This is a genomic window from Achromobacter colocynthidis, assembly GCF_057334535.1.
In genome coordinates this window covers 399,701-418,453 of sequence record NZ_JBHFIZ010000038.1, presented here as the reverse complement: position 1 = coordinate 418,453, position 18,753 = coordinate 399,701, and the positions used below count along the sequence as shown (strand labels likewise).

Below are 18,753 nucleotides of genomic sequence, written 5' to 3'. Positions count from 1 at the left end.
CTTCAGGAGACAGATGTGGCTGTGGATATGTTCATGAAAATCGATGGCGCCAACGGCGAATCCAAAGACGCCAACCACAAGGACTGGACGGATATCGTGTCCTTCTCGTGGGGTGCGACGCAGCCGGGCAACCTGGCCAGCGGCGGCGGCCTGGGGGCGGGCAAGGCCAGCTTCAACGACTTGCACGTGGTGGCGCGTATCGACAAGGCGGCGCCCGCCGTCATGAAGCACTGCGCCAGCGGCAAGCACCTAGGCAAGATCGAGCTGTCCATGTGCAAGGCGGGCGGCGAGCAGATCGAATACTCCAAGATCACGCTGGAAGACGTAATCGTGTCGTCGGTGCAGATCTCGGGTGACCGCAGCGCCGAAGGCGTGGTGGTGAACTTCGCGTTCCAGGCAGCCAAGGTCAAGCAGCAGTACTGGGAGCAGACCGAAAAGGGCGGCAAGGGCGCCGAAAGCCTGGTGGCTTGGGATATCAAGCAGAACAAGGAAGTCGGTTAGCGCGGAGCCTCCATGTCTATAGTTGCCGTTCCTTTCGGCGCGATCAGCCTGTCTGGCCAGTTGGACGAGGTGCAGGCGCAGATTCGCCGCCGGCCGGCCGCCGCGGACTTGCGCGCGCAACTGTTCCAGCTGCTGGTGGTGCAGGGGGATTGGGCGCGCGCCGCTGAACAACTGAGCGTGTGTGGCGCGCTGAGTGCGCAGGCGCGGCCGATGGTGGCGCTGTACGCCAGCGCCATCGCGGCAGAGCGCGAGCGCGAAGCCGTGCTGGCGGGTCAGGGCGAGCCGGTCTTGCTGAACGAGCCCGATGCCTGGATGCAGGCTCTGATGTCGGCATTGAGCCAGGATGAGCGCGGGCCCAAGGCCCAGGCCGCCGATCTGCGTGCCCAGGCCTTGCAGGACGCAACGGCGGGCGCGGGCCGGGTGCAAGGGGTCATGCAGGACGCGCCGCTGCCGTTTCAGTGGATCTGTGACGGTGACAGCCGCCTGGGACCCGTCTTCGAGTTCCTGGGCGCGGGGCGCTACGTGTGGCTGCCCTTCGCGGCGCTCAAGCGGGTGCGCCTGCTGGCGCCGGAAGGCCTGTGCGACCTGGTGTGGGCGCGCGCCGAGATCGAACTGGTTGGCGGCCGGTCGTTGCAAGGCCTGGTGCCGGCGCGCTATCCGCCCGCGCCGGGTGCTCGCATGATTGACCTGCCTGACCCCGTCAAGCTAGGGCGGGTCACCGAATGGCGGCCGCTGTATGCCGACACCTATGCGGGCGTGGGTCAGAAGATGTGGCTGACCGACGCGGGCGAATTCGCGCTGCTCGACCTTCGTAGCCTGGAGTTTGCGTGATGGGCCACGCCGACGATACCGCCAGTTGGGAACCCCTTGCTCGCACGCCGCGCACCCCGCGCGCGGCGCGGGACCGTCTTCAGCCGTCGCTGCTGGATCGCTTGATGGACAACGAGCCGGCACGTCGCCAAGAGCCGCGCGACAGCGCGATGCTCACGCATGAGCAGTTGCGCGCGGCCGTGTTGCGAGATTTGCGCTGGCTGCTGAACACGGTCAACTTGCAAACGTCGCAGGACCTGTCAGCGCATCGTCCTGTCGCCACATCGACGCTTAACTTCGGTGTGCGCGCGATGGCCGGAAAGCGCATGTCGGAGATCGACTGGATCGACGTGGAAGACTCCATCCGCAATGCGATCTCTGCGTTTGAACCGCGCATTCTGGATTCCTCGGTCGAGGTGCGCTGCGTGACGGACACGGGCACGCTGGAACACCACAACGTGTTGAGCCTAGAGATCCGGGGCATGCTGTGGTGCGTGCCGCATCCGCTTGAGTTCCTGTTCCGCACGGACATCGATCTGGAAAGCGGACACATGGATCTGCGCGATCTGGGCGGCCTCTGATGGACGCCCGTTTGCTGGACTACTACAACCGCGAGCTCGTGTATCTGCGCGAGCTGGGAGCGGAGTTCGCGCAGGCACACCCCAAGGTGGCGGGCCGTTTGGGCATGAACGCGACGGAAGTGGCGGACCCGTATGTTGAACGTCTGCTGGAAGGCTTCAGCTTTCTGACCGCGCGCATCCAGATGAAGATGGACGCGGAGTTTCCGCGCTTCTCGCAGCGCTTGCTGGAAGTGGTGTATCCCAACTACCTGGCGCCCACGCCATCGATGGCGATCGTGCAGTTTTCGCCCAGCATGAACGAGGGCACGCTGGCGGGCGGCTTTGAACTGCCGCGCGGCACGCTGCTGCGTGGCCGCGTGCCGCGTGACGAGCAGACGCCTTGCGAATTCACGACCGGGCACGCCGTGCGCCTGTGGCCCCTGCAAGTCACCCAGGCCGACTTCACCGCCGCGCCGCAGGACCTGCCGCTGGCGCGCCTGGGCCTGGCGGGCCGGGCCGGACGCGTGCTGAGCGCGCTGCGCATCCGCATCGAAATCGGCGGCGGCCAGCGCCTGGAAGACCTGGATCTTGATCAACTGGTGTTCCATCTGAACGGGCAAGATCTGCAGATGCAGCGCTTGCTGGAAGTGTTGATGGGGCACACGGTGGCGGTGCTGGGTCACGACACGGCGCGACCGGTGGCGTGGATCAACAAGTTGCCGGCTACCGCCGTGCGCCACGAAGGGTTCGCGGATGACCAGGCGCTGTTGCCGGGCGATGCGCGCGTGTTCCAGGGCTATCGGCTGCTGCAGGAGTATTTCGCCTTTGCGCAGCGTTATCTGTTCTTCAGTGTGAATGGGCTGAAAGCGGGCTTGAAGACGGGGGCGAGGGCGGGCTCGAGCGCGGGCTCTCCCGGCGCGGCGCAATCGCCATCGCAAGGCACGCCGCGTGACACTCGCGCATTCGATCTGACCTTCCTGTTCTCGGTGGCCGCGCCGGAACTGGAAGGGGCAGTATCGGCCGACAACCTGGCGCTGCACTGCGCGCCGGTGATCAACCTGTTCCCCAAGCGCGCGGACCGCGTGGCGATCACGCCGCGCACGTCCGAGTATCACGTGGTGGTCGATCGCAGCCGCCCCTTGGACTACGAAGTGTTCGGCGTCACGCGCGTGACGGGTCACGCCTCTGCGCAGCAACAAGAGCAGGAGTTCCGGCCGTGTTATGGATCCCTGGGCAGCGACCCGGATGACTACGGCGCGTATTTCTCCGTGCGCCGCGAGCCCCGGCTGATCTCGGACACCGCCCAGCGCAACGGCACGCGCACCGGCTACACCGGCAGCGAAGTGTTCCTGTCGCTGGTGGACCGGAACGAAGCGCCGTTCTCTGGCCAATTGCGCCATGTTTCGCTGGAAACGCTCTGTACCAATCGGGACATGGCGATGTTGTTGCCCTTGGGGACGGACACGGACATGACGCTGCGGGTGTCGGCGCCCGTGCGCGCGGTGAAGGTGCTGCACGGCCCCACACGCCCCTGCGCGGCGCTGGCCGAGAACGCCGCCACCTGGCATTTGATCAGCCACCTGGGCCTGAACTACCTGAGCCTGACGGACCTGGACACGGAGCAGGGCGCGCAAACGCTGCGCGAGATGCTGCACGTCTACGGCAACCTGGCCGACCCGGTGGTGCGCAAGCATATTTCCGGCCTGCGGCACGTCAGCGCCAAGCCCGTGTATCACCGCTTGCCGGTGCCGGGGCCCATCGTGCATGGACGCGGCGTGCGCATCGCGCTGGAAGTGGACGAGGGAGCCTTTTCCGGCATCAGTCCGTATTTGTTTGGCGCCGTGCTTGAACAGTTTTTCGCGCGCCATGTCTCGATCAACATGATGTCGGAGCTGGTCTTGTCGACCCTGCAGCGCGGCGAGCTTGCCCGCTTCAAGCCCCGCATGGGACGCCGGCCCGCAGTCTAGGCCGGCGCCCCTCACGAACCGGAGCGCATGATGAAATCCGCAGTTAGCCTGAACCGTATCGCGTATGACCCCGTGCATCTGCTGGGCCAAGTGCTGCATATTGAACCCGACGGCCGCTACGCCATCGCGTGCGATGGCCGCACGTGGATTGCGCAGCGCGCCGCGAGTTGCCTGCTGGCGCCGAAACCCGGTGACGAGGTGCTGATCAGCGGGCCGGACCCATCGCGCGTGTATCTCATCGCGGTCACGGTGCAGGCCGAGCCCTTCCAAACCGTGCTGGAAACGCAGGGGGACTTGGTGCTGCGGTCAACGGGCGGCGTGCGGTTAGAAAGCGCGGGCGACCTGACGTTGCAGGGCCAGGATGCCGTGCGCGTCCGTACGTCCGAATACTCGGTGGAAGCTGCCGACGAACGCCATGCCTGCAAGCGTGTGCGCATGGTTGCCGAACAGTTGCACGCCACCATCGGCGAGACGCGGCTGGTGGGCCGGAACTACGAAGCCGTGCTGGACCGCATGACGCTCATGGCGCGCCTGTCGATGCGCAGCGTCAGCGAGGTAGACCAGTTGCGCGCGGGCTCCATTGATTTTCAGGCCGACCAAAGCGCGCGGCTGCATGCGTCGTACACGCTTGTGACGGGTTCCGACCTGGTCAAGGTGGACGCCAAGCAGATACACATGGGGTGACGCGGTGGACGTCACGCAACCCGTCGCCGATCAGGTTTCCCCCAGCGCCGCTGCCCCGAACGAGGCGCAGGCGCAGTGGTGGCGCGCGTTGGAACGCGAGCCCTACGCGCACGACCTGTTCCATGCCTTGCGCTGGATCGACGCGCATTGTGGCGCGCGCAAGCCGCTGGGGCGCGACACGGTGGCGCGTTATGAGCCCGTGCGGTTGCGGCAAGAGCCGTCGATGGCGTTCGCGCCGTCCACCGTGGCGCGGGTGCAGGCGGCGAAGGGCGACCGGCCCGCAGAGGTGTCGATCTACGGCTTCGGCCTGTTCGGCCCGAACGGCCCCTTGCCGCTGCATCTGACGGAACATGCCCACGAACGCATGGCGCATTACGGCGACCGCACGCTGGCCGCCTTTGCCGATGTGTTTCATCACCGGCTCATCCTGCTGTTCTACCGCGCCTGGGCCGACGCGCAAAGTACGGTCAGCCTGGACCGCAAGGATGCGCGCTTCACGCGCTATGTGGCCAGCCTGCTGCACATGGGCGAGCCATCCATGCAGCGGCGCGATGCCGTGCTGGACCATGCCAAGTACTTCATGGCGGGGCATCTGGTGCGCCAGACCCGCAACCCGGAAGGCCTCAAGCACATCCTGCAAACGTTCTTCGGCTTGCCGGTGCGCATCCGCGAATTCGTGCCGCAATGGATACGCCTTGAGCCCGAGCAGCGGCTTGGCCTTGGCAGCGCGGTGGGTTTGGGGCGCGACACGGTGCTGGGCGTGGCGGTGCGGGATGCGCAGCACAAGTTTCGCATCGAGATCGGCCCGCTGGCCTTGGACGATTACAAGAGCTTCCTGCCGGGCGGCCCGCGCGCGCAACAACTGACGCATTGGGTCAGGCATTACATCGGTGTGGAGCTGGCCTGGGACGTGCGCCCGGTGTTGCGTGCGCAAGATGCAGGCGGCGTGCGCCTTGGCGCGCCCCGGCCGTTGGGGCTGTCGGCGTGGCTGGGCAAGCGCCGGCCCGCGCAGGGCGATGCCGACGACTTGCTGCTGGACTATGAACGCAGGGAACAAACCCCGGCACGTGGCCGCTCGCCGGCTCAACCCTCCAGGACACCACGCGCTTGAGCGCGCCATGAAGCCATGTCGGATATCGGTCGTATCGAACTCTTCGGAAAGCTCAATCCGCTGCTCTACCAGGCACTGGAGGGCGCGACCGCATTCTGCAAACTGCGCGGCAACCCCTACGTGGAGCTGGTGCATTGGGTGCATCAAATTCTGCATGCCCAAGACAGCGACCTGCATCGCATCGCACGCGCGTTCGAGCTGGACCTGGGGCAATTGCAAGCCGACCTGACGGCCGAGATGGACCGCCTGCCGGCCGGCGCCGGTTCGGTGTCCGATCTGTCGGAACATATCGATCACGCCGTTGAGCGCGCGTGGGTGCTGGGATCCTTGCGTTATGGCGCGGCGCGCATCCGCAGCGGCCATCTGCTGGCCGGTCTGGTCAGGACCTACGCGCTGCGTCACGTGCTGCTGGGCATGTCGCCCCAGTTCTCGCGCATCGTGCCGGACAAGCTGCTTGAGCAGATGGATGCGATGGTGCAAGGTTCACCGGAAGCCGCCACCGCCACGGACGTGGTTGGCGACGATGCGCCGACGCAGGGTAAGGACCTGGCCGCGTTGGAGCGCTTTGCGGTTGACCTGACCGCCAAGGCCCGCGCGGGCGAGATCGACCCCGTGTCTGGTCGCGATGAAGAGATCCGCCAGATTGTCGACGTGCTGATGCGCCGCCGGCAGAACAACCCTCTGCTGGCCGGAGAGGCGGGCGTGGGCAAGACCGCCGTGGTGGAAGGCCTGGCCTTGCGACTGGCCGCGGGCGATGTGCCGCCGCCCTTGCGCGATGTGTCGCTGTATCTGCTGGACATCGGCCTGTTGCAAGCGGGGGCGGGCGTGAAGGGCGAATTCGAACAACGCTTGCGCAGCGTGATCGATGAGGTCCAGGCAAGCGTGCGCCCCATCGTGCTGTTCATCGACGAGATCCACACGCTGGTGGGCGCGGGCGGCGCGGCCGGCACGGGGGACGCCGCCAACCTGCTCAAGCCCGCGTTGGCGCGTGGTCAGCTTCGCACCATTGGCGCAACTACTTGGTCGGAATACAAGAAGCATATCGAAAAGGACCCCGCGTTAAGCCGCCGATTCCAGGTGGTGCAAGTGCACGAGCCGGACGAAGCGCGCGCGTTCAACATGTTGCGCGGCCTGGCCGAGACCTTGCAGGCGCATCACGGCGTGCTGCTGCTGGACGAGGCGATCACGGCGGCGGTGAGCTTGTCGCACCGCTACATCCCTGCGCGGCAATTGCCCGACAAGGCGGTGGCATTGCTGGATACGGCCTGCGCGCGCGTGGCGATCAGCCAGCACGCCGTTCCGCCCGCGCTGGAGGATGCGCGCCGTCGCATTCAGGCGCTGGAGACTGCGCTGCGCATTGCGCGGCACGAAGTCCATCTTGGCGCGGGCGACGCGCAGCGCGTTGAACGCCTGGAGGCGGAACTGGCCGAAGCGGTGCTGGCGGAAGCGACGTTGGCGTCTGGCTGGGAGACGGAACGCGAGTTGGCGGCAAAGGTGTTCTCGCTACGCGAGACTTTGAACGCGCCGACGGCGCCGGCTTCCGAACACGCAAGCACACGGCAGGCCTTGGCCAGCGCCGCGCACGCCTTGGTCAGCGGCCAGGGCGAGGCGCCGATGATACATACCGCTGTGGACGCGGCGGCGGTGGCGGCCGTGGTGGCCGACTGGACCGGCATCCCCGTGGGCCGCATGGTGCGCGATGAGGCACACGCCGTGCTGGCCCTGGCGGACACGCTGGAAAAGCGCGTGATCGGCCAGCGTGATGCGCTGGAGGCGGTGGCGCGCCGCATCCAGACATCGCGCGCCCGGCTCACCGATCCGGGCAAGCCGGTGGGCGTGTTCCTGTTGTGCGGCCCCAGCGGCGTGGGCAAGACCGAAACCGCGCTTGCCCTGGCCGAAGCGCTGTATGGCGGTGAACAGAACCTGATCACCATCAACATGAGCGAGTTCCAGGAGTCGCACACCGTCTCCACGCTCAAGGGCGCGCCGCCGGGGTACGTGGGCTACGGCGAAGGCGGCGTGTTGACCGAGGCCGTGCGCAGGCGGCCCTATTGCGTCGTGCTGCTGGACGAAGTCGAGAAGGCGCATCCCGACGTTCATGAGATTTTCTTCCAGGTCTTCGACAAGGGCTGGATGGAAGACGGCGAAGGGCGCTACATCGATTTCCGCAACGCCGTCATCATCCTGACGTCCAACGTGGGCACGGAGCGCATCGCCGCGCTGTGCCGCGACCCGGCGCTGATGCCGGACGCCGAAGGCTTGGCGGCGGCATTGCGTGAACCCTTGTTGCAGGCGTTCCCGGCGGCGCTGCTCGGTCGACTGGTGGCCGTGCCTTACCTGCCGCTGTCGGACGACATGCTGGCGCGCATCGTGGACTTGCAGTTCGATCGCGTGCGCCGCCGCCTGCAAGAGCACCATGGCGTGGCGCTGGACGTGGCGGAGGATGCGACGGCGCTGGTCGTGGCGCGCTGCACGGAAGTGGAGTCTGGGGCGCGCATGGTGGACGCCATCCTTACCAACACGGTGCTGCCGCAGATCAGCCGCGAACTGCTGGGCGCGTCCATGCAGGACCGCAAGCTGCAAGGTGTGCGCCTATCCGCTGCTGACGGGGAGTTTCGCTATGACTACACCTAAGCGTGTCGTGCTAGCGGCCCTTGTCGTCGGGCGCTTTCTTCACGGGCGCGGGGCGCAGGAAGCCACCGATCTCGCGCAGGTGATCGGAGGCGGCGCGGCCGTCGGTGGCCTCGCGCGGCCCGCGCAAGGCGTCGTCCACGGGGTGGGTCCGATGTTCAGCCAGCGGGTCGTGGGCGGGCAGGGTGGACGGCGTGCCGTCGGTGAAGACACTGGGCGAGCCGTCACCGGGCGCGTCGAACAGGGCCAGCGGATCGGTGACTGGTCGCGACACCGTGGCGTCGCCGCGTGGCAGATGGCGCAGGGGGTCAACAGGGTTGCGCGCGGCGGCGGAATCCAGGTCGAAGGGGTGGGTGGACACGTCGGGTGCGCTGCCCACCGGCAAGGTGCCGGGGCCGATCAGGTCGCTAAAGATGTCCTCGGTAGCCGTGGCGGCCACGGGTTCGGGATCGGCCGCGGCCATGACGGCTGCGGTGGCGGCTTCCGCCCGCAAGCGGTAGGCGCCGATTTCCAGTTCGTCGCCCGGGTTCAACGGCACTTCCTGATCGCGCGCGACAGGCTGCCCGTTGACGCTCACCGCGCTCATGCTGCTCAGGTTCATCAGGAAGCCCGTGGCGCCCGCGTCATGGATGCGGATGGCCGCCTGCACGCGGCAAATCTCGTGCGTGGCATCGGGCAGGGAAAGATGATTCTCGGGGCTGCGTCCCACCGTGCCACCGGGTGCCGTGAACTCGGCATGCATGGGTTCGAAGGCCGGATCGCCGGCATGTTGAAACACGGTGAGCTTCATGCCTATCTCCTGGGCGCCGGCGGCGCATCAACGGGCCTGGGCTGCCTTGGCCGACTTGAAGACCGGGCCCCATTGGGGATGCCCCGCTTCATTGGGAGCAAGTTCGAACGAGGGCTGCAATTGCAGGATGCGGGTGAAGCTGTCTTCGCAAAGCTGGTGGTAGCCGATGACGCAGTAGCTGAAGGCTTGGAGCTTCAGCGCCTCGACCCGAATGGACGTGGGCGCGGAGGCCAGGGCATCGGACGTGGCCACGGTACGCGCCACGTCGCCAAAGCGGCTGGCGGCGTATTCGTCGCGAACCTCTTGCAAGGCATCGGCGGCTTGCGGCGACGGCGAGGAACTACAGGCCGCAAGCACCGCAAAAATGGCAATCAGACTGAGACGGACGGGCTGTTTCATGGCACGGGCGTGTCGATTCACGACGAAATTGGCTTGGATATTCCGCCGATGATAGCGGCCCTGCGCCCAGGGGTTGCGTCGTGGCGTAACAGACGTGTGGGTTTTATTTCCGAGGGCCTATGAACGCTTTTTTTCACCGGACAAGCTTGGCGGGAAGGGGGGGCCAGGGGCGTTGGCGGCGCATTGCTGCTTGCCTGGCCGTGGGCGGGCTGCTCGTTGGATGCTCGTCCACCGCCAAGCGCGTGCCGGCGCCTTACGCCATCGAACTGCGTGCCGACCCGAAGGTAAACGCCAACGCCAGCGGCAGGCCTTCGCCGGTGCAGGTGACCATCTATGAATTGAAATCGGCCAGCACCTTCGAAGCCAGCGACTTCTTCACCTTGCAGGCCGATGCGCGTGCGGCGTTGGGCACCGAGCTGCTGAACACCGAGCAGGTGATCTTGCGGCCGGGTGATACCAAGGTGCTGCATTACCCCGGCAACCCCGACGCGCGCGTGGTGGGGGTGGTGGCGGCATATCGGGACCTTGAGCAAAGCAAGTGGCGCCTGCTGGTGCAGCTACCCGAACCGCAGAACACGAATATCTACAAGGTCTGGCAGTTTTCGCCGAATGAGGAGACGGTGAAAGTCGCGGTGACGCGCGCCGGCCTGGAAGAAGTGGACCGCAGCCGTTCGTGGTGGCCCTTCTAGCAGCAGAAAATCAAACGAGAACAAGAGAACCTGAGCATGGTGAGCAGAGACAAAGTGATTTGGTCGGAGGGTATGTTCCTGCGACCCCAGCATTTCCAGCAGCTTGAGCGGCATGTGCTGCACGCGGCGACGCGGCAGCGCGCGGCGGCGCAAGGGTTCTTCTGGGGATTTTCCCATCTGTCCTTGGACCGAGATGCTCTGGCGATCGGCAAGCTGGTGCTGACTGAAGCCACGGGCGTCATGCCCGACGGCACGCCGTTCGACTTTTCTGACCCCGCCGCCGCGCCCGCCGCGCTGGAGGTGCCGCCGCAGGCACGCGATACGCGCGTCATGCTGGCGATTCCGCGTGCACGTCCCGGTGCAACCGACGTGATCTACGAAGGCGAAGAGGACACCTTGGCGCGCTATCTGGTGCACGAGGCCGAGGTGGAAGACACCGGCTCGATGGGGCTGGAACCCGCCCTGCTGCAACTGGGCCGTCTGCGGCTGCGTCTGATGCTGGAAGACGAATTGACCGACGACTGGCTGGGCCTGGGCGTGGCGCGCGTGGTGGAACGTCGTCAGGACAACCGCGTGGTGCTGGACGACGGCTACGTGTCGCCGTGGCTGGCGGCGGGGGAGCACACGGTGCTGCGTGGGTGGGTCAACGAGCTCTACGGCCTGCTGGGTGCGCGCAGCGAGGCGCTGGCCGAGCGTTTGTCGCAGCCGGGGCGCGGCGGCGTATCCGAGGTGTCCGACTTCATGCTGCTGGAAACCGTCAACCGTTACGTGGGCGCGCTGTGGCATGCGCGCCAGAGCGCCGCGCTGCACCCCGAACGCCTGTTCCACGACTGGCTGATGCTGGCGTGCGATTTGTCCACGTTCACGTCCACCACACGGCGTCCGGAAATATTGCCCGAGTACGCGCACGACGATCTTCAAGGGACCTTCGCACCGCTGATGCACGAGCTGCGCCGTTCGCTGTCGGCGGTGCTGGAGCAGCGCGCGTTGCAGATCCCGCTGCAAGACCGGGGCCAGGGCGTGCGGGTGGCGCAGATCACGGACCCCGAACTGCTGCAAACCGCCGGCTTCGTGCTGGCGGTGCACGCGGACATGGGTACCGATACCGTGCGCGCGCGCTTTCCCGCGCAGGTCAAGATCGGCCCGGTTGAACGTATTCGCGATCTGGTGCACTTGCAGCTACCCGGCGTGGCGGTGCGCGCGTTGCCGGTGGCGCCGCGCCAGATTCCTTACAGCGCGGGGCACGTGTATTTCGAACTGGATAAAAGCGGCGACTTCTGGAAGCAGTTGGAGCGCACCGGCGCGCTTGCGCTGCATCTGGCCGGCGACTTTCCCGGGCTGACGATGGAGTTCTGGGCGTTGCGGGATTGAACGCGGAGACAGCTATGCATGCATCGGATCACACCCTGTCCGCACCGCCCGGTGGCTTGGGCGACAGCCCTGGCCAGGCTTCCAGCCGGTTGCGGCCCCACGACTACGTCATCAGCGGCACCAACCCGCTGGTGGCGGCGGCCAACCCCTTGTTGGACCTGATTCCACAGATCCGCGCAACGGCGGCGCATCCGTCGCCCGCGATGCTGCGCGAGCACTTGCTGGACGAGGTGCGCCAGTTTGAGCTGCGCGCGCAGCAGGCGGGCATATCGAACGAAACCATTCTGGGCGCGCGCTATTGCCTGTGCACGGCGCTGGACGAAGCCGCGGCGCTGACGCCGTGGGGCGGGGGCGGCGTGTGGTCGGCGCATAGCCTGCTGGTGACCTTCCATAACGAGACCTGGGGCGGTGAAAAATTCTTCCAACTGCTGGCCAAGCTGTCGCAGAACCCGGCGCAACATCTGGACTTGCTGGAGCTGCTGTACTACTGCCTGCTGCTGGGCTTTGAAGGCCGCTACCGCGTGATGGACAACGGCCGTTCGCAACTGGAAACGCTGCGCCAGCGTTTGTTGCGGATTCTGCGTGGTGCGCGCGGCGAGTACGCGCTGGCCTTGTCGCCGCATTGGCGCGACGAGCCCGCGCAGACGCCGTTGCGCCGCTTGCCGGTGCCGCTGTGGGTCTTTGGTGCGCTGGCCGCCGTGCTGGCGCTGGCCTTGTACTGGGGGCTGGGCTGGCGGCTGGGTAGCCAGTCGGACGGGGTGTTTGCATCCATCAGCCAGCTTAAGCCGCCCGTGGTCCAGATTGCGCCGGTGGCGGTGAAGCGGCCCGCGCCCACGCCGCGCCTGGCGGTGTTCCTGGCCCCCGAGATCCGCGACCAGTTGGTCAGCGTGCGCGACGAAGTCGACCGCAGCGTGGTGGTGCTGCGCGGAGACGGCGTGTTCGAGTCCGGCGCGAGTTCGGTTCGTGATCAGTACTTGCCGGTGCTGTCGCGCGTGGCGGACGCGCTGCGCGAGACGCAGGGCAACATTCTTGTGCGCGGCTACACCGACAACATACCGATGCGCAGCGCGCGTTTTCCGTCCAACTGGCATCTGTCGCAAGCCCGCGCCGACGCCGTCAAGGACATGCTGGAACAACGCCTGGGACAGTCGGCGCGCGTGCGGGCCGAAGGGCGCGGAGACGCCGACCCGGTTGCGCCTAACGACACGGCGGCAGGCCGCGCGCTGAACCGCCGCGTGGAAATCACGGTGCTGGTGCCGCCCGCCCCGCATGAGGGTGGCGCACAAGGAGGCCAAGAATGATCTATCGATTGTTCGGATGGTTCTTCAGCCGGCGCGTATGGAATTTCCTGGGGCTGGTGGCGCTGGCGCTGCTGATCTGGATTGCGGGGCCGCTGATTGCAGTGGGGACTGTACGGCCGCTGGAAAGCCAGGTGGTTCGCATCATCGTGATCGTGGCGATGTTCGCGATCTGGCTGCTGCGGTGGTTGTGGCGCAAGTGGCGCGAAGGGCGCTTGAACGCGCAATTGTTGGGCCAGTTGCGTCCCCGGCCGCGCGCCGAGAAAGCGGTGGAGGAGGCTGCCGAGAACGACGAGATCCGTCAGTTGGAAGCGCGCTTTGATGAAGCCGTTGAACTGCTGCGCAAGACGCGCTTCGAAAATCGCGGCAAGCGCCGTCCGCTGGATCGGTTCTCGAAACAGTACCTGTACCAACTGCCCTGGTACGTGATCATCGGCGCGCCGGGGGCTGGCAAGACCACGGCCCTGGTGAATTCGGGCTTGAACTTCCCCTTGGCCGAGCGCTACGGCAAGGTGGCCCTGCGCGGCGTGGGCGGCACGCGTAATTGCGATTGGTGGTTCACCGACGACGCCGTGCTGCTGGATACGGCGGGGCGCTACACCACGCATGAAAGCGACCCCACGGGGGACGAGGAAGAGTGGCGCGGCTTTCTGCGCCTGCTGACGAAGTACCGGGGCCGGCAGCCGATCAACGGGGCCATGTTGACGGTCAGTGTTGAAGACCTGCTGTCGGCGTCCGACGCGCAAAGGGCGCAGCATGCGGCGGTGTTGCGGCGTCGCTTGCAGGAACTGCGCGAGCAACTGGGCATCGCGTTTCCGGTGTACGTGCTGGTGACGAAGACGGATCTGCTGTCCGGCTTCGAAGAGTATTTCGCGTCGTTCAGCCGCGACGAGCTGGCGCAGGTGTGGGGCTTCACCTTGCCCTATGCGCGCACGCAGGAGCCCGATTTCGATCTATACGCGGCCTTTCATGCCGAGTACGCGCTGCTGCAACGGCGGCTGGACGACGCGCTGCCGGAAGTGGTGGCCGCCGAGGAAGACCCGTCGCGGCGCGCGCTGGCCTATATGCTGCCGCAGCAGTTCGCCGGGTTGCAGAACATCCTGGGCCATTTCCTGAGCGATGTGTTTGCCACGTCGAAGTTCGAAGCGCGCGTTATCCCGCGGGGCGTGTACTTCACCAGCGGCACGCAGGGCGGAGAGACCTTCGATCAGGTAACCGGGCATCTGAAGCGCTATCTGCGCATCGATGGCGCGGCCGCGCCTGCGTCCAGCGTGCCGGGAGAAGGCGAGGGCCGCAGCTACTTCCTGAAGAACCTGCTGCGCGATGTCATCTTCCGCGAAGCGGGCCTGGCGGGCCGTAACCTGCGTTGGGAACGTCGTTATCGACAACTGCACTGGGCGGGCTACGGCGTCGTCACGGCGATGTTCGTGGCGTTGATTGCAGGCTGGGCGCTGAGCTACCGCAACAACTCGGGGTATGTGGAGGAAGTGGCGCGCCGCGTACCGGCGGTGGAAAAGCTGACGCGCGACATCAAGATCACGCGCACGGGCGACGTGCTGGGGCTGATGCCGTTCCTGGACAGCCTTTGGTACCTGCCGCGCCACGAGAGCTTTGAAATCGACCAGCCGCCGCTTGCCTACCGCTTCGGGCTGTATCAGGGTTTCAAGCTGCAAGCCGCTGCGCAGGGGGTGTACGACAACACGCTGGATCAGGTGCTGTTGCCGCAAGTGGCGCGGCGCATCGAGGCCGCGCTGCGAGATGCGTCGGCCAGCGATCTGGAGTATTCCTACGAAGCGTTGCGCGCGTATCTGATGCTGTACGAGGCCGACCGCTACGACGCGGAGTTCATGCATGCGTGGCTGCTGTCGGACATGCAATCGACGTTGCCGGACGGCTACACGCGCCGCCAGTACGAGCAGTTGTCGCTGCACTTGCGCAACCTGACGCAGGGTCACGTGCTGGCCTCGCCTTTCCCGAAGGACGAGGCGCTGGTGGCGCAGGCGCGCGAGAAACTGGCGCGCTACACGCTGGCGCAACGCGCCTACAGCCGCTTGCGCCGGACGCTAGCCAATACCGATATCGCTCCTGAAAACACGGTGGTGACGTTGGGCGGCGCGCAGGCCAGCGCCGTGTTCGTGCGCAAGAGCGGCAAGCCGTTAAGCCAGGGCATTCCGCCGCTGTATAGCTATCGCGGCTATTGGGATGTGTTCAACAAGCGCGTGTCCAGCGTGGCCGAGGTGCTGCGGTCGGACGATGCGTGGATCTTGAACATTCCCGCGCCGGGCGTGCTGGACCAGGCCGCGCAACGCCAACTGGTGGCGGGCATCAAGCGCCTGTACATGAATGATTATGTGGCGCAGTGGGACGCCTATCTGAATGACTTGCAGTTGGCGCCCAGCAAGTCCTTGCTGCAGAACATCCAGATGGCGCGCACGCTTTCCGCGCCGGAATCACCGCTGGTGCAACTGGTGCGCGGTGTCGCGCGCGAAACATCCTTGCTGCGCGACTCGGCCAAGGATGATCGATCGCTGGTGGATCAGGCGCGCGACCGTGTCAGCAGCACGCGTGAAGCCTTGGAGCAGATGTTCGGACCGACGGGGCCGGGCGCCGCCGCGCGCGCGGATGCGTCGGATGACAAGCTGGAACGCATCGTGGATCAGTACTTCGAGCCGTATCGCCGGCTGGCGCAGGGCGAAGGCGGAGCCGGGGGCGCCGCGCCACCCATCGCCGCCACCACGGGCCTGATCAATGAGCTCTACACCTATCTGACGGCGGCGGATGCGGCTTTGCGTAGCGGCAGCCCAACCCCCAGTTCGGATTCGGTGACCAAGCTGCGCGCGGAAGCCGGACGCCTGCCAGGACCCTTGCGCGATGTGCTCAATGCGTTGTCGGTGAATGCGTCAGGCGAAGTGTCCGATGTGGCGCGCGCACGCATGGGCGAGACGGTGTCCGCCACCATCGGCGTGTTCTGCGGCCAGTCGGTGGCGGGGCGCTATCCGTTTTCCAGCCGCTCGACGCGCGACGTGGCCCCCAACGACATGGCGCGGCTGTTCGCGCCCAACGGCTTGATGGACGACTTCTTTCAGAAGAACCTGGCGACGCAGATCGACGTGTCCGGGTCGCGCTGGCGCTTCAAGCCCGGTGTCGATGGTCGGCAAGGTGGCAGCTCGGCCACGCTGGATGCGTTCCAGCGCGCGGGCGTCATCCGCGATGTGTATTTCATGGCGGGTAACCCGCTGCCGTCGTATCGCGTGGCCATCCGGCCGGTGGAGATGGACGCGGGCATCACGCAGTTCGTGATGGACGTGGACGGCCAGTCGGTGCGTTACGCGCATGGCCCGCAGGTGGCGACCACGGTGCAATGGCCGGGGCCTCGGGGCAGCAACCAGGTGCGGATCGAGTTGACGCCGCAAGTCGGCGCGGCAGGCATGACGCCCTCGGGCCCCTGGGCGCTGAACCGCATGCTGGACCGCGCGCAGTTGCGGCGTGGCGCGTCGCCGGAGATCACCTTGGCCACCTTCGATCTGGGTGGGCGCAAGGTGGTGCTGGAGATCACCGCCAGCAGCGTCAAAAGCCCTTTTCATCTAGCCGAGATGCAGGCTTTTGCCTGCCCCGGCGCGTCGTGACCAGGACATCGACATGGACCTAGGAGTGGAGAGCGGGCAGGTAGGCTGGTACGGCAAGATCCCGGCCGCCGGGGACTTCGTGCACCGGCGGCTGCCGCGGGAACTGATCGCGTGGTGGGACCACTGGTTGCAGTTCGGGCTGGTGGCGCTGAAGCAGGCGCCGGACGCCACGGCGGCGCGCAGCTTTGCGTCGGCACCAATCTGGAATTTCGCCATTCCGGCAGGGCCCGGCGCTGGCGTGGCGCAGCTGGGCTGCATCACGCCAAGCCGCGATCGCGTGGGGCGTGGCTATCCCTTGTGCGTGGTCGTGGCGCTGCCGCCCGCGCAATATCACAGCAGCATGCTGGACGGCGCCAGCGACTACTACCGTCAAGTGGGCGCCAGCATGCTGGCGGCCGTGCGCCATGGCTGCGCGCCGGAGCAGTTTGACCGCAGCCTTCAGCAGGTACGCATGCCTGCCGCCTCGCCAAGCCCGGTCGCGCCGCGCGCGGGCAACGACATCATGGACATCTTGCGCGCGGGGCTTGAGCAGGAATCGGCGCCCTTGGCGCGCCGCGCCTTGAATGCGTGGCCCGACCTGCCGTTCTGCTTCAACCCCAGTTCGCACACCAGCTATTGGTGGACCAACCAGGCGGACGGCGCGGCGTTGCAAACCTACGTGCATGGCGGCGCGCTGAACGCCACCTTGTTCGCCAGACTGTTCTCGTCGCTGCCGACGTGGCGGCCATGAGCCCGATAGACCCCGGAGGACCGCGCATGACACCCGCTTCCATCATGCCGCCCGACTCGGGCGGGGCCGGTATTCCCGTCCTGCCTGTCGACCCGCGATTGGAGGATCTGATCCGCTTGCCGCCGGGCCGCAAGCGCCAGCACGAGATCACGCGCATTGTTGCCAGGCTGGCCGCGTCGCTGGCGCCGCTGCATGCGCAAGGCCGGGTGCATGGCGGTATTCATCCGGCCGCGGTCGGGTTTGATGGGGTCGCCTTAGACGGGGGCGCCTCAGACCGGGTCGCGATAGACGGGGTCGCCTTAGACGGGGTCGCCTCAGACGGGGTCGCCTCAGACGGGGTCGCCGCAGACCGGTGCGCCCTGAACAGCGTCGGCCTCGACGCATCGGGCCAGGCCATGCTGGCCACGCCGCCGGTGCAGCCTGCGCCGGATGCCGAGGACGCGCCTCGTCATGCCGGCTTTGCGGCGTTCGAGCAATACACGGATGATCCGGCGTATCCCTGTGGCCCGTGGACGGACGTGTACGGGTTGGCGGCGCTGGCGTACTTCCTGGCAACGGGCAGCGCGCCGCCCAGCGCGCTGGCGCGTCGCGTGCGCGATGATTGTCTGCCCCTGGAGGAATGGGGCGCGAACGAATACGACAAGGCGTTTTGCGACGCGGTGGACAGCGGTTTGGCGATGCCGGCGCACGCACGGCCGCAGACGGTGGCGGCGTTCGCGGCAGCGATGGGGGCGTTGCCCCTGCGGGAGCCAACGGTCTTGCCTGTCGTCCCGCCGACGATAGCCATGCCTGTTGATGAGGAGCCGCTGCTTGCCGAGGCCGACCCGGTGGCGCAGACGCCACCGGAATATCCGCCTCGCCGCCGCACGCGCGTCTTGCCATGGGTATTGGCGTGCTTGTTGCTGCTGGCCGCAGTCGGGGTTGTCTGGATGCAGATGACGCCTGCCCCTGTCCAACTGGCTGGTACGCCGCAAGCATCAGCGCCTACTCCCGCACCGATCCCGGCGCCGCAGCTTCCTGAAGCCGCGCCCGCCGGGCAAACGCCATCCGAAGCCCAGCCAGAACGTCAGCCCACACCTGAGCCCACACCTGAGCCTGATGCTCGGCCTGAACTTCAGCCCGCACCTCAGCCCACACCGCCGACCGACCTTCAGTCGGCACCCGAGTCTGCGTCTCAGCCGTCGTCTGCCCCGGAGCCGTCTCGCGTTGACTCCGACACCGGTGGCGGCGCACCCGCGTCGGCGCCCGCTGCCGCTGCCGAGGCTTCCAACAACGCGCCGACGCCCGCCACGACCGCAGCGCCCACCACAGCGTCCGAAACCCCACCTGATGCAGCACCCAAAGCACCGCCCAAGGCAGCGCCTGTAGCAGTGCGCGTGGCGGTGCGTCCGTGGGGGGAAGTGCTGATCAATGGCCGGTCACGCGGCGTTAGCCCGCCCTTGCGCGAGTTGTCTCTGACGCCGGGCCGCTACCAGGTGACGGTGCGCAACGCGTCGGCGGGCGAGCACCGCATGACATTGACCGTTGCGGCGGGCAAGCCCGCCTCGATCTCGCACGAGTTCAAGTGAAGGGGTGAACGGCGGACG

Annotated in this window: 15 protein-coding genes; 13 read left to right on the top strand and 2 right to left on the bottom strand. The window is 66.7% G+C overall.

The annotated features are described in order from the left end of the window. The first annotated feature begins 15 nt into the window (after window positions 1-15). From ACE04A_RS26055 to tssH, 7 genes are read left to right on the top strand one after another with little or no spacing between them, the layout of a single operon-like run. Window positions 16-501: an Hcp family type VI secretion system effector gene (locus ACE04A_RS26055; RefSeq protein WP_167400955.1), complete on the top strand. Its 486-nt coding sequence runs from the start codon at window positions 16-18 to the stop codon at window positions 499-501. 12 nt (window positions 502-513) lie between these two features. Next, window positions 514-1,332, top strand: coding sequence for a type VI secretion system accessory protein TagJ (locus ACE04A_RS26050; protein WP_485820679.1), 819 nt, complete (start codon window positions 514-516; stop codon window positions 1,330-1,332). Continuing rightward, on the top strand, window positions 1,332-1,892 hold the full coding sequence (tssE, locus tag ACE04A_RS26045; protein WP_438858613.1) for a type VI secretion system baseplate subunit TssE: 561 nt from the start codon (window positions 1,332-1,334) through the stop codon (window positions 1,890-1,892). The genes ACE04A_RS26050 and tssE overlap by 1 nt, the downstream gene beginning before the upstream one ends. After that, a complete protein-coding gene (tssF, locus tag ACE04A_RS26040) occupies window positions 1,892-3,838 on the top strand; it encodes a type VI secretion system baseplate subunit TssF (RefSeq protein WP_485820678.1) in 1,947 nt (648 codons plus the stop codon). The genes tssE and tssF overlap by 1 nt, the downstream gene beginning before the upstream one ends. Before the next feature lie 30 nt (window positions 3,839-3,868). Continuing rightward, complete coding sequence (locus ACE04A_RS26035) at window positions 3,869-4,522, top strand: DUF3540 domain-containing protein (protein WP_448718234.1); 654 nt, start codon at window positions 3,869-3,871, stop codon at window positions 4,520-4,522. A gap of 4 nt (window positions 4,523-4,526) precedes the next feature. Then, window positions 4,527-5,633, top strand: coding sequence for a type VI secretion system baseplate subunit TssG (gene tssG / locus ACE04A_RS26030; protein WP_448718235.1), 1,107 nt, complete (start codon window positions 4,527-4,529; stop codon window positions 5,631-5,633). Between the two features lie 15 nt (window positions 5,634-5,648). Next, window positions 5,649-8,267 (top strand): type VI secretion system ATPase TssH, encoded by a 2,619-nt coding sequence (gene tssH / locus ACE04A_RS26025; protein ID WP_448718236.1) that lies wholly within the window; start codon window positions 5,649-5,651, stop codon window positions 8,265-8,267. Window positions 8,268-8,277: 10 nt separating this feature from the next. On the opposite strand, the gene ACE04A_RS26020 is transcribed toward tssH, so the two are convergent. Beyond that, the gene (locus tag ACE04A_RS26020; protein WP_438858617.1) at window positions 8,278-9,054 is read right to left on the bottom strand and encodes an FHA domain-containing protein; all 777 of its coding nucleotides are present in this window, start codon (window positions 9,052-9,054) and stop codon (window positions 8,278-8,280) included. A 27-nt stretch (window positions 9,055-9,081) separates the two neighbouring features. Then, a complete protein-coding gene (locus tag ACE04A_RS26015; protein WP_448718238.1) occupies window positions 9,082-9,453 on the bottom strand; it encodes a TssQ family T6SS-associated lipoprotein in 372 nt (123 codons plus the stop codon). Between the two features lie 119 nt (window positions 9,454-9,572). On the opposite strand from ACE04A_RS26015, the gene tssJ reads away from it, so the two are divergent. The 6 genes from tssJ to ACE04A_RS25985 are packed head-to-tail and all read left to right on the top strand — an operon-like array spanning window position 9,573 to window position 18,735. Then, window positions 9,573-10,142 carry a type VI secretion system lipoprotein TssJ gene (gene tssJ / locus ACE04A_RS26010; RefSeq protein ID WP_438858618.1) on the top strand — a complete coding sequence of 190 codons (570 nt, stop codon included), beginning with the start codon at window positions 9,573-9,575 and terminating at the stop codon, window positions 10,140-10,142. A gap of 36 nt (window positions 10,143-10,178) precedes the next feature. Then, window positions 10,179-11,513, top strand: coding sequence for a type VI secretion system baseplate subunit TssK (tssK, locus tag ACE04A_RS26005; RefSeq protein ID WP_448718239.1), 1,335 nt, complete (start codon window positions 10,179-10,181; stop codon window positions 11,511-11,513). Between the two features lie 14 nt (window positions 11,514-11,527). Beyond that, a complete protein-coding gene (locus ACE04A_RS26000) occupies window positions 11,528-12,814 on the top strand; it encodes a DotU family type VI secretion system protein (RefSeq protein ID WP_259251156.1) in 1,287 nt (428 codons plus the stop codon). Beyond that, window positions 12,811-16,437: a type VI secretion system membrane subunit TssM gene (gene tssM, locus ACE04A_RS25995; RefSeq protein ID WP_485820677.1), complete on the top strand. Its 3,627-nt coding sequence runs from the start codon at window positions 12,811-12,813 to the stop codon at window positions 16,435-16,437. Before ACE04A_RS26000 ends, tssM begins: the two co-directional genes overlap by 4 nt. A gap of 13 nt (window positions 16,438-16,450) precedes the next feature. After that, window positions 16,451-17,167 carry a type VI secretion system-associated protein TagF gene (tagF, locus tag ACE04A_RS25990; protein WP_259251154.1) on the top strand — a complete coding sequence of 239 codons (717 nt, stop codon included), beginning with the start codon at window positions 16,451-16,453 and terminating at the stop codon, window positions 17,165-17,167. Window positions 17,168-17,193: 26 nt separating this feature from the next. After that, window positions 17,194-18,735, top strand: coding sequence for a serine/threonine-protein kinase (locus tag ACE04A_RS25985; protein WP_485820676.1), 1,542 nt, complete (start codon window positions 17,194-17,196; stop codon window positions 18,733-18,735). Window positions 18,736-18,753 lie beyond the last annotated feature (18 nt).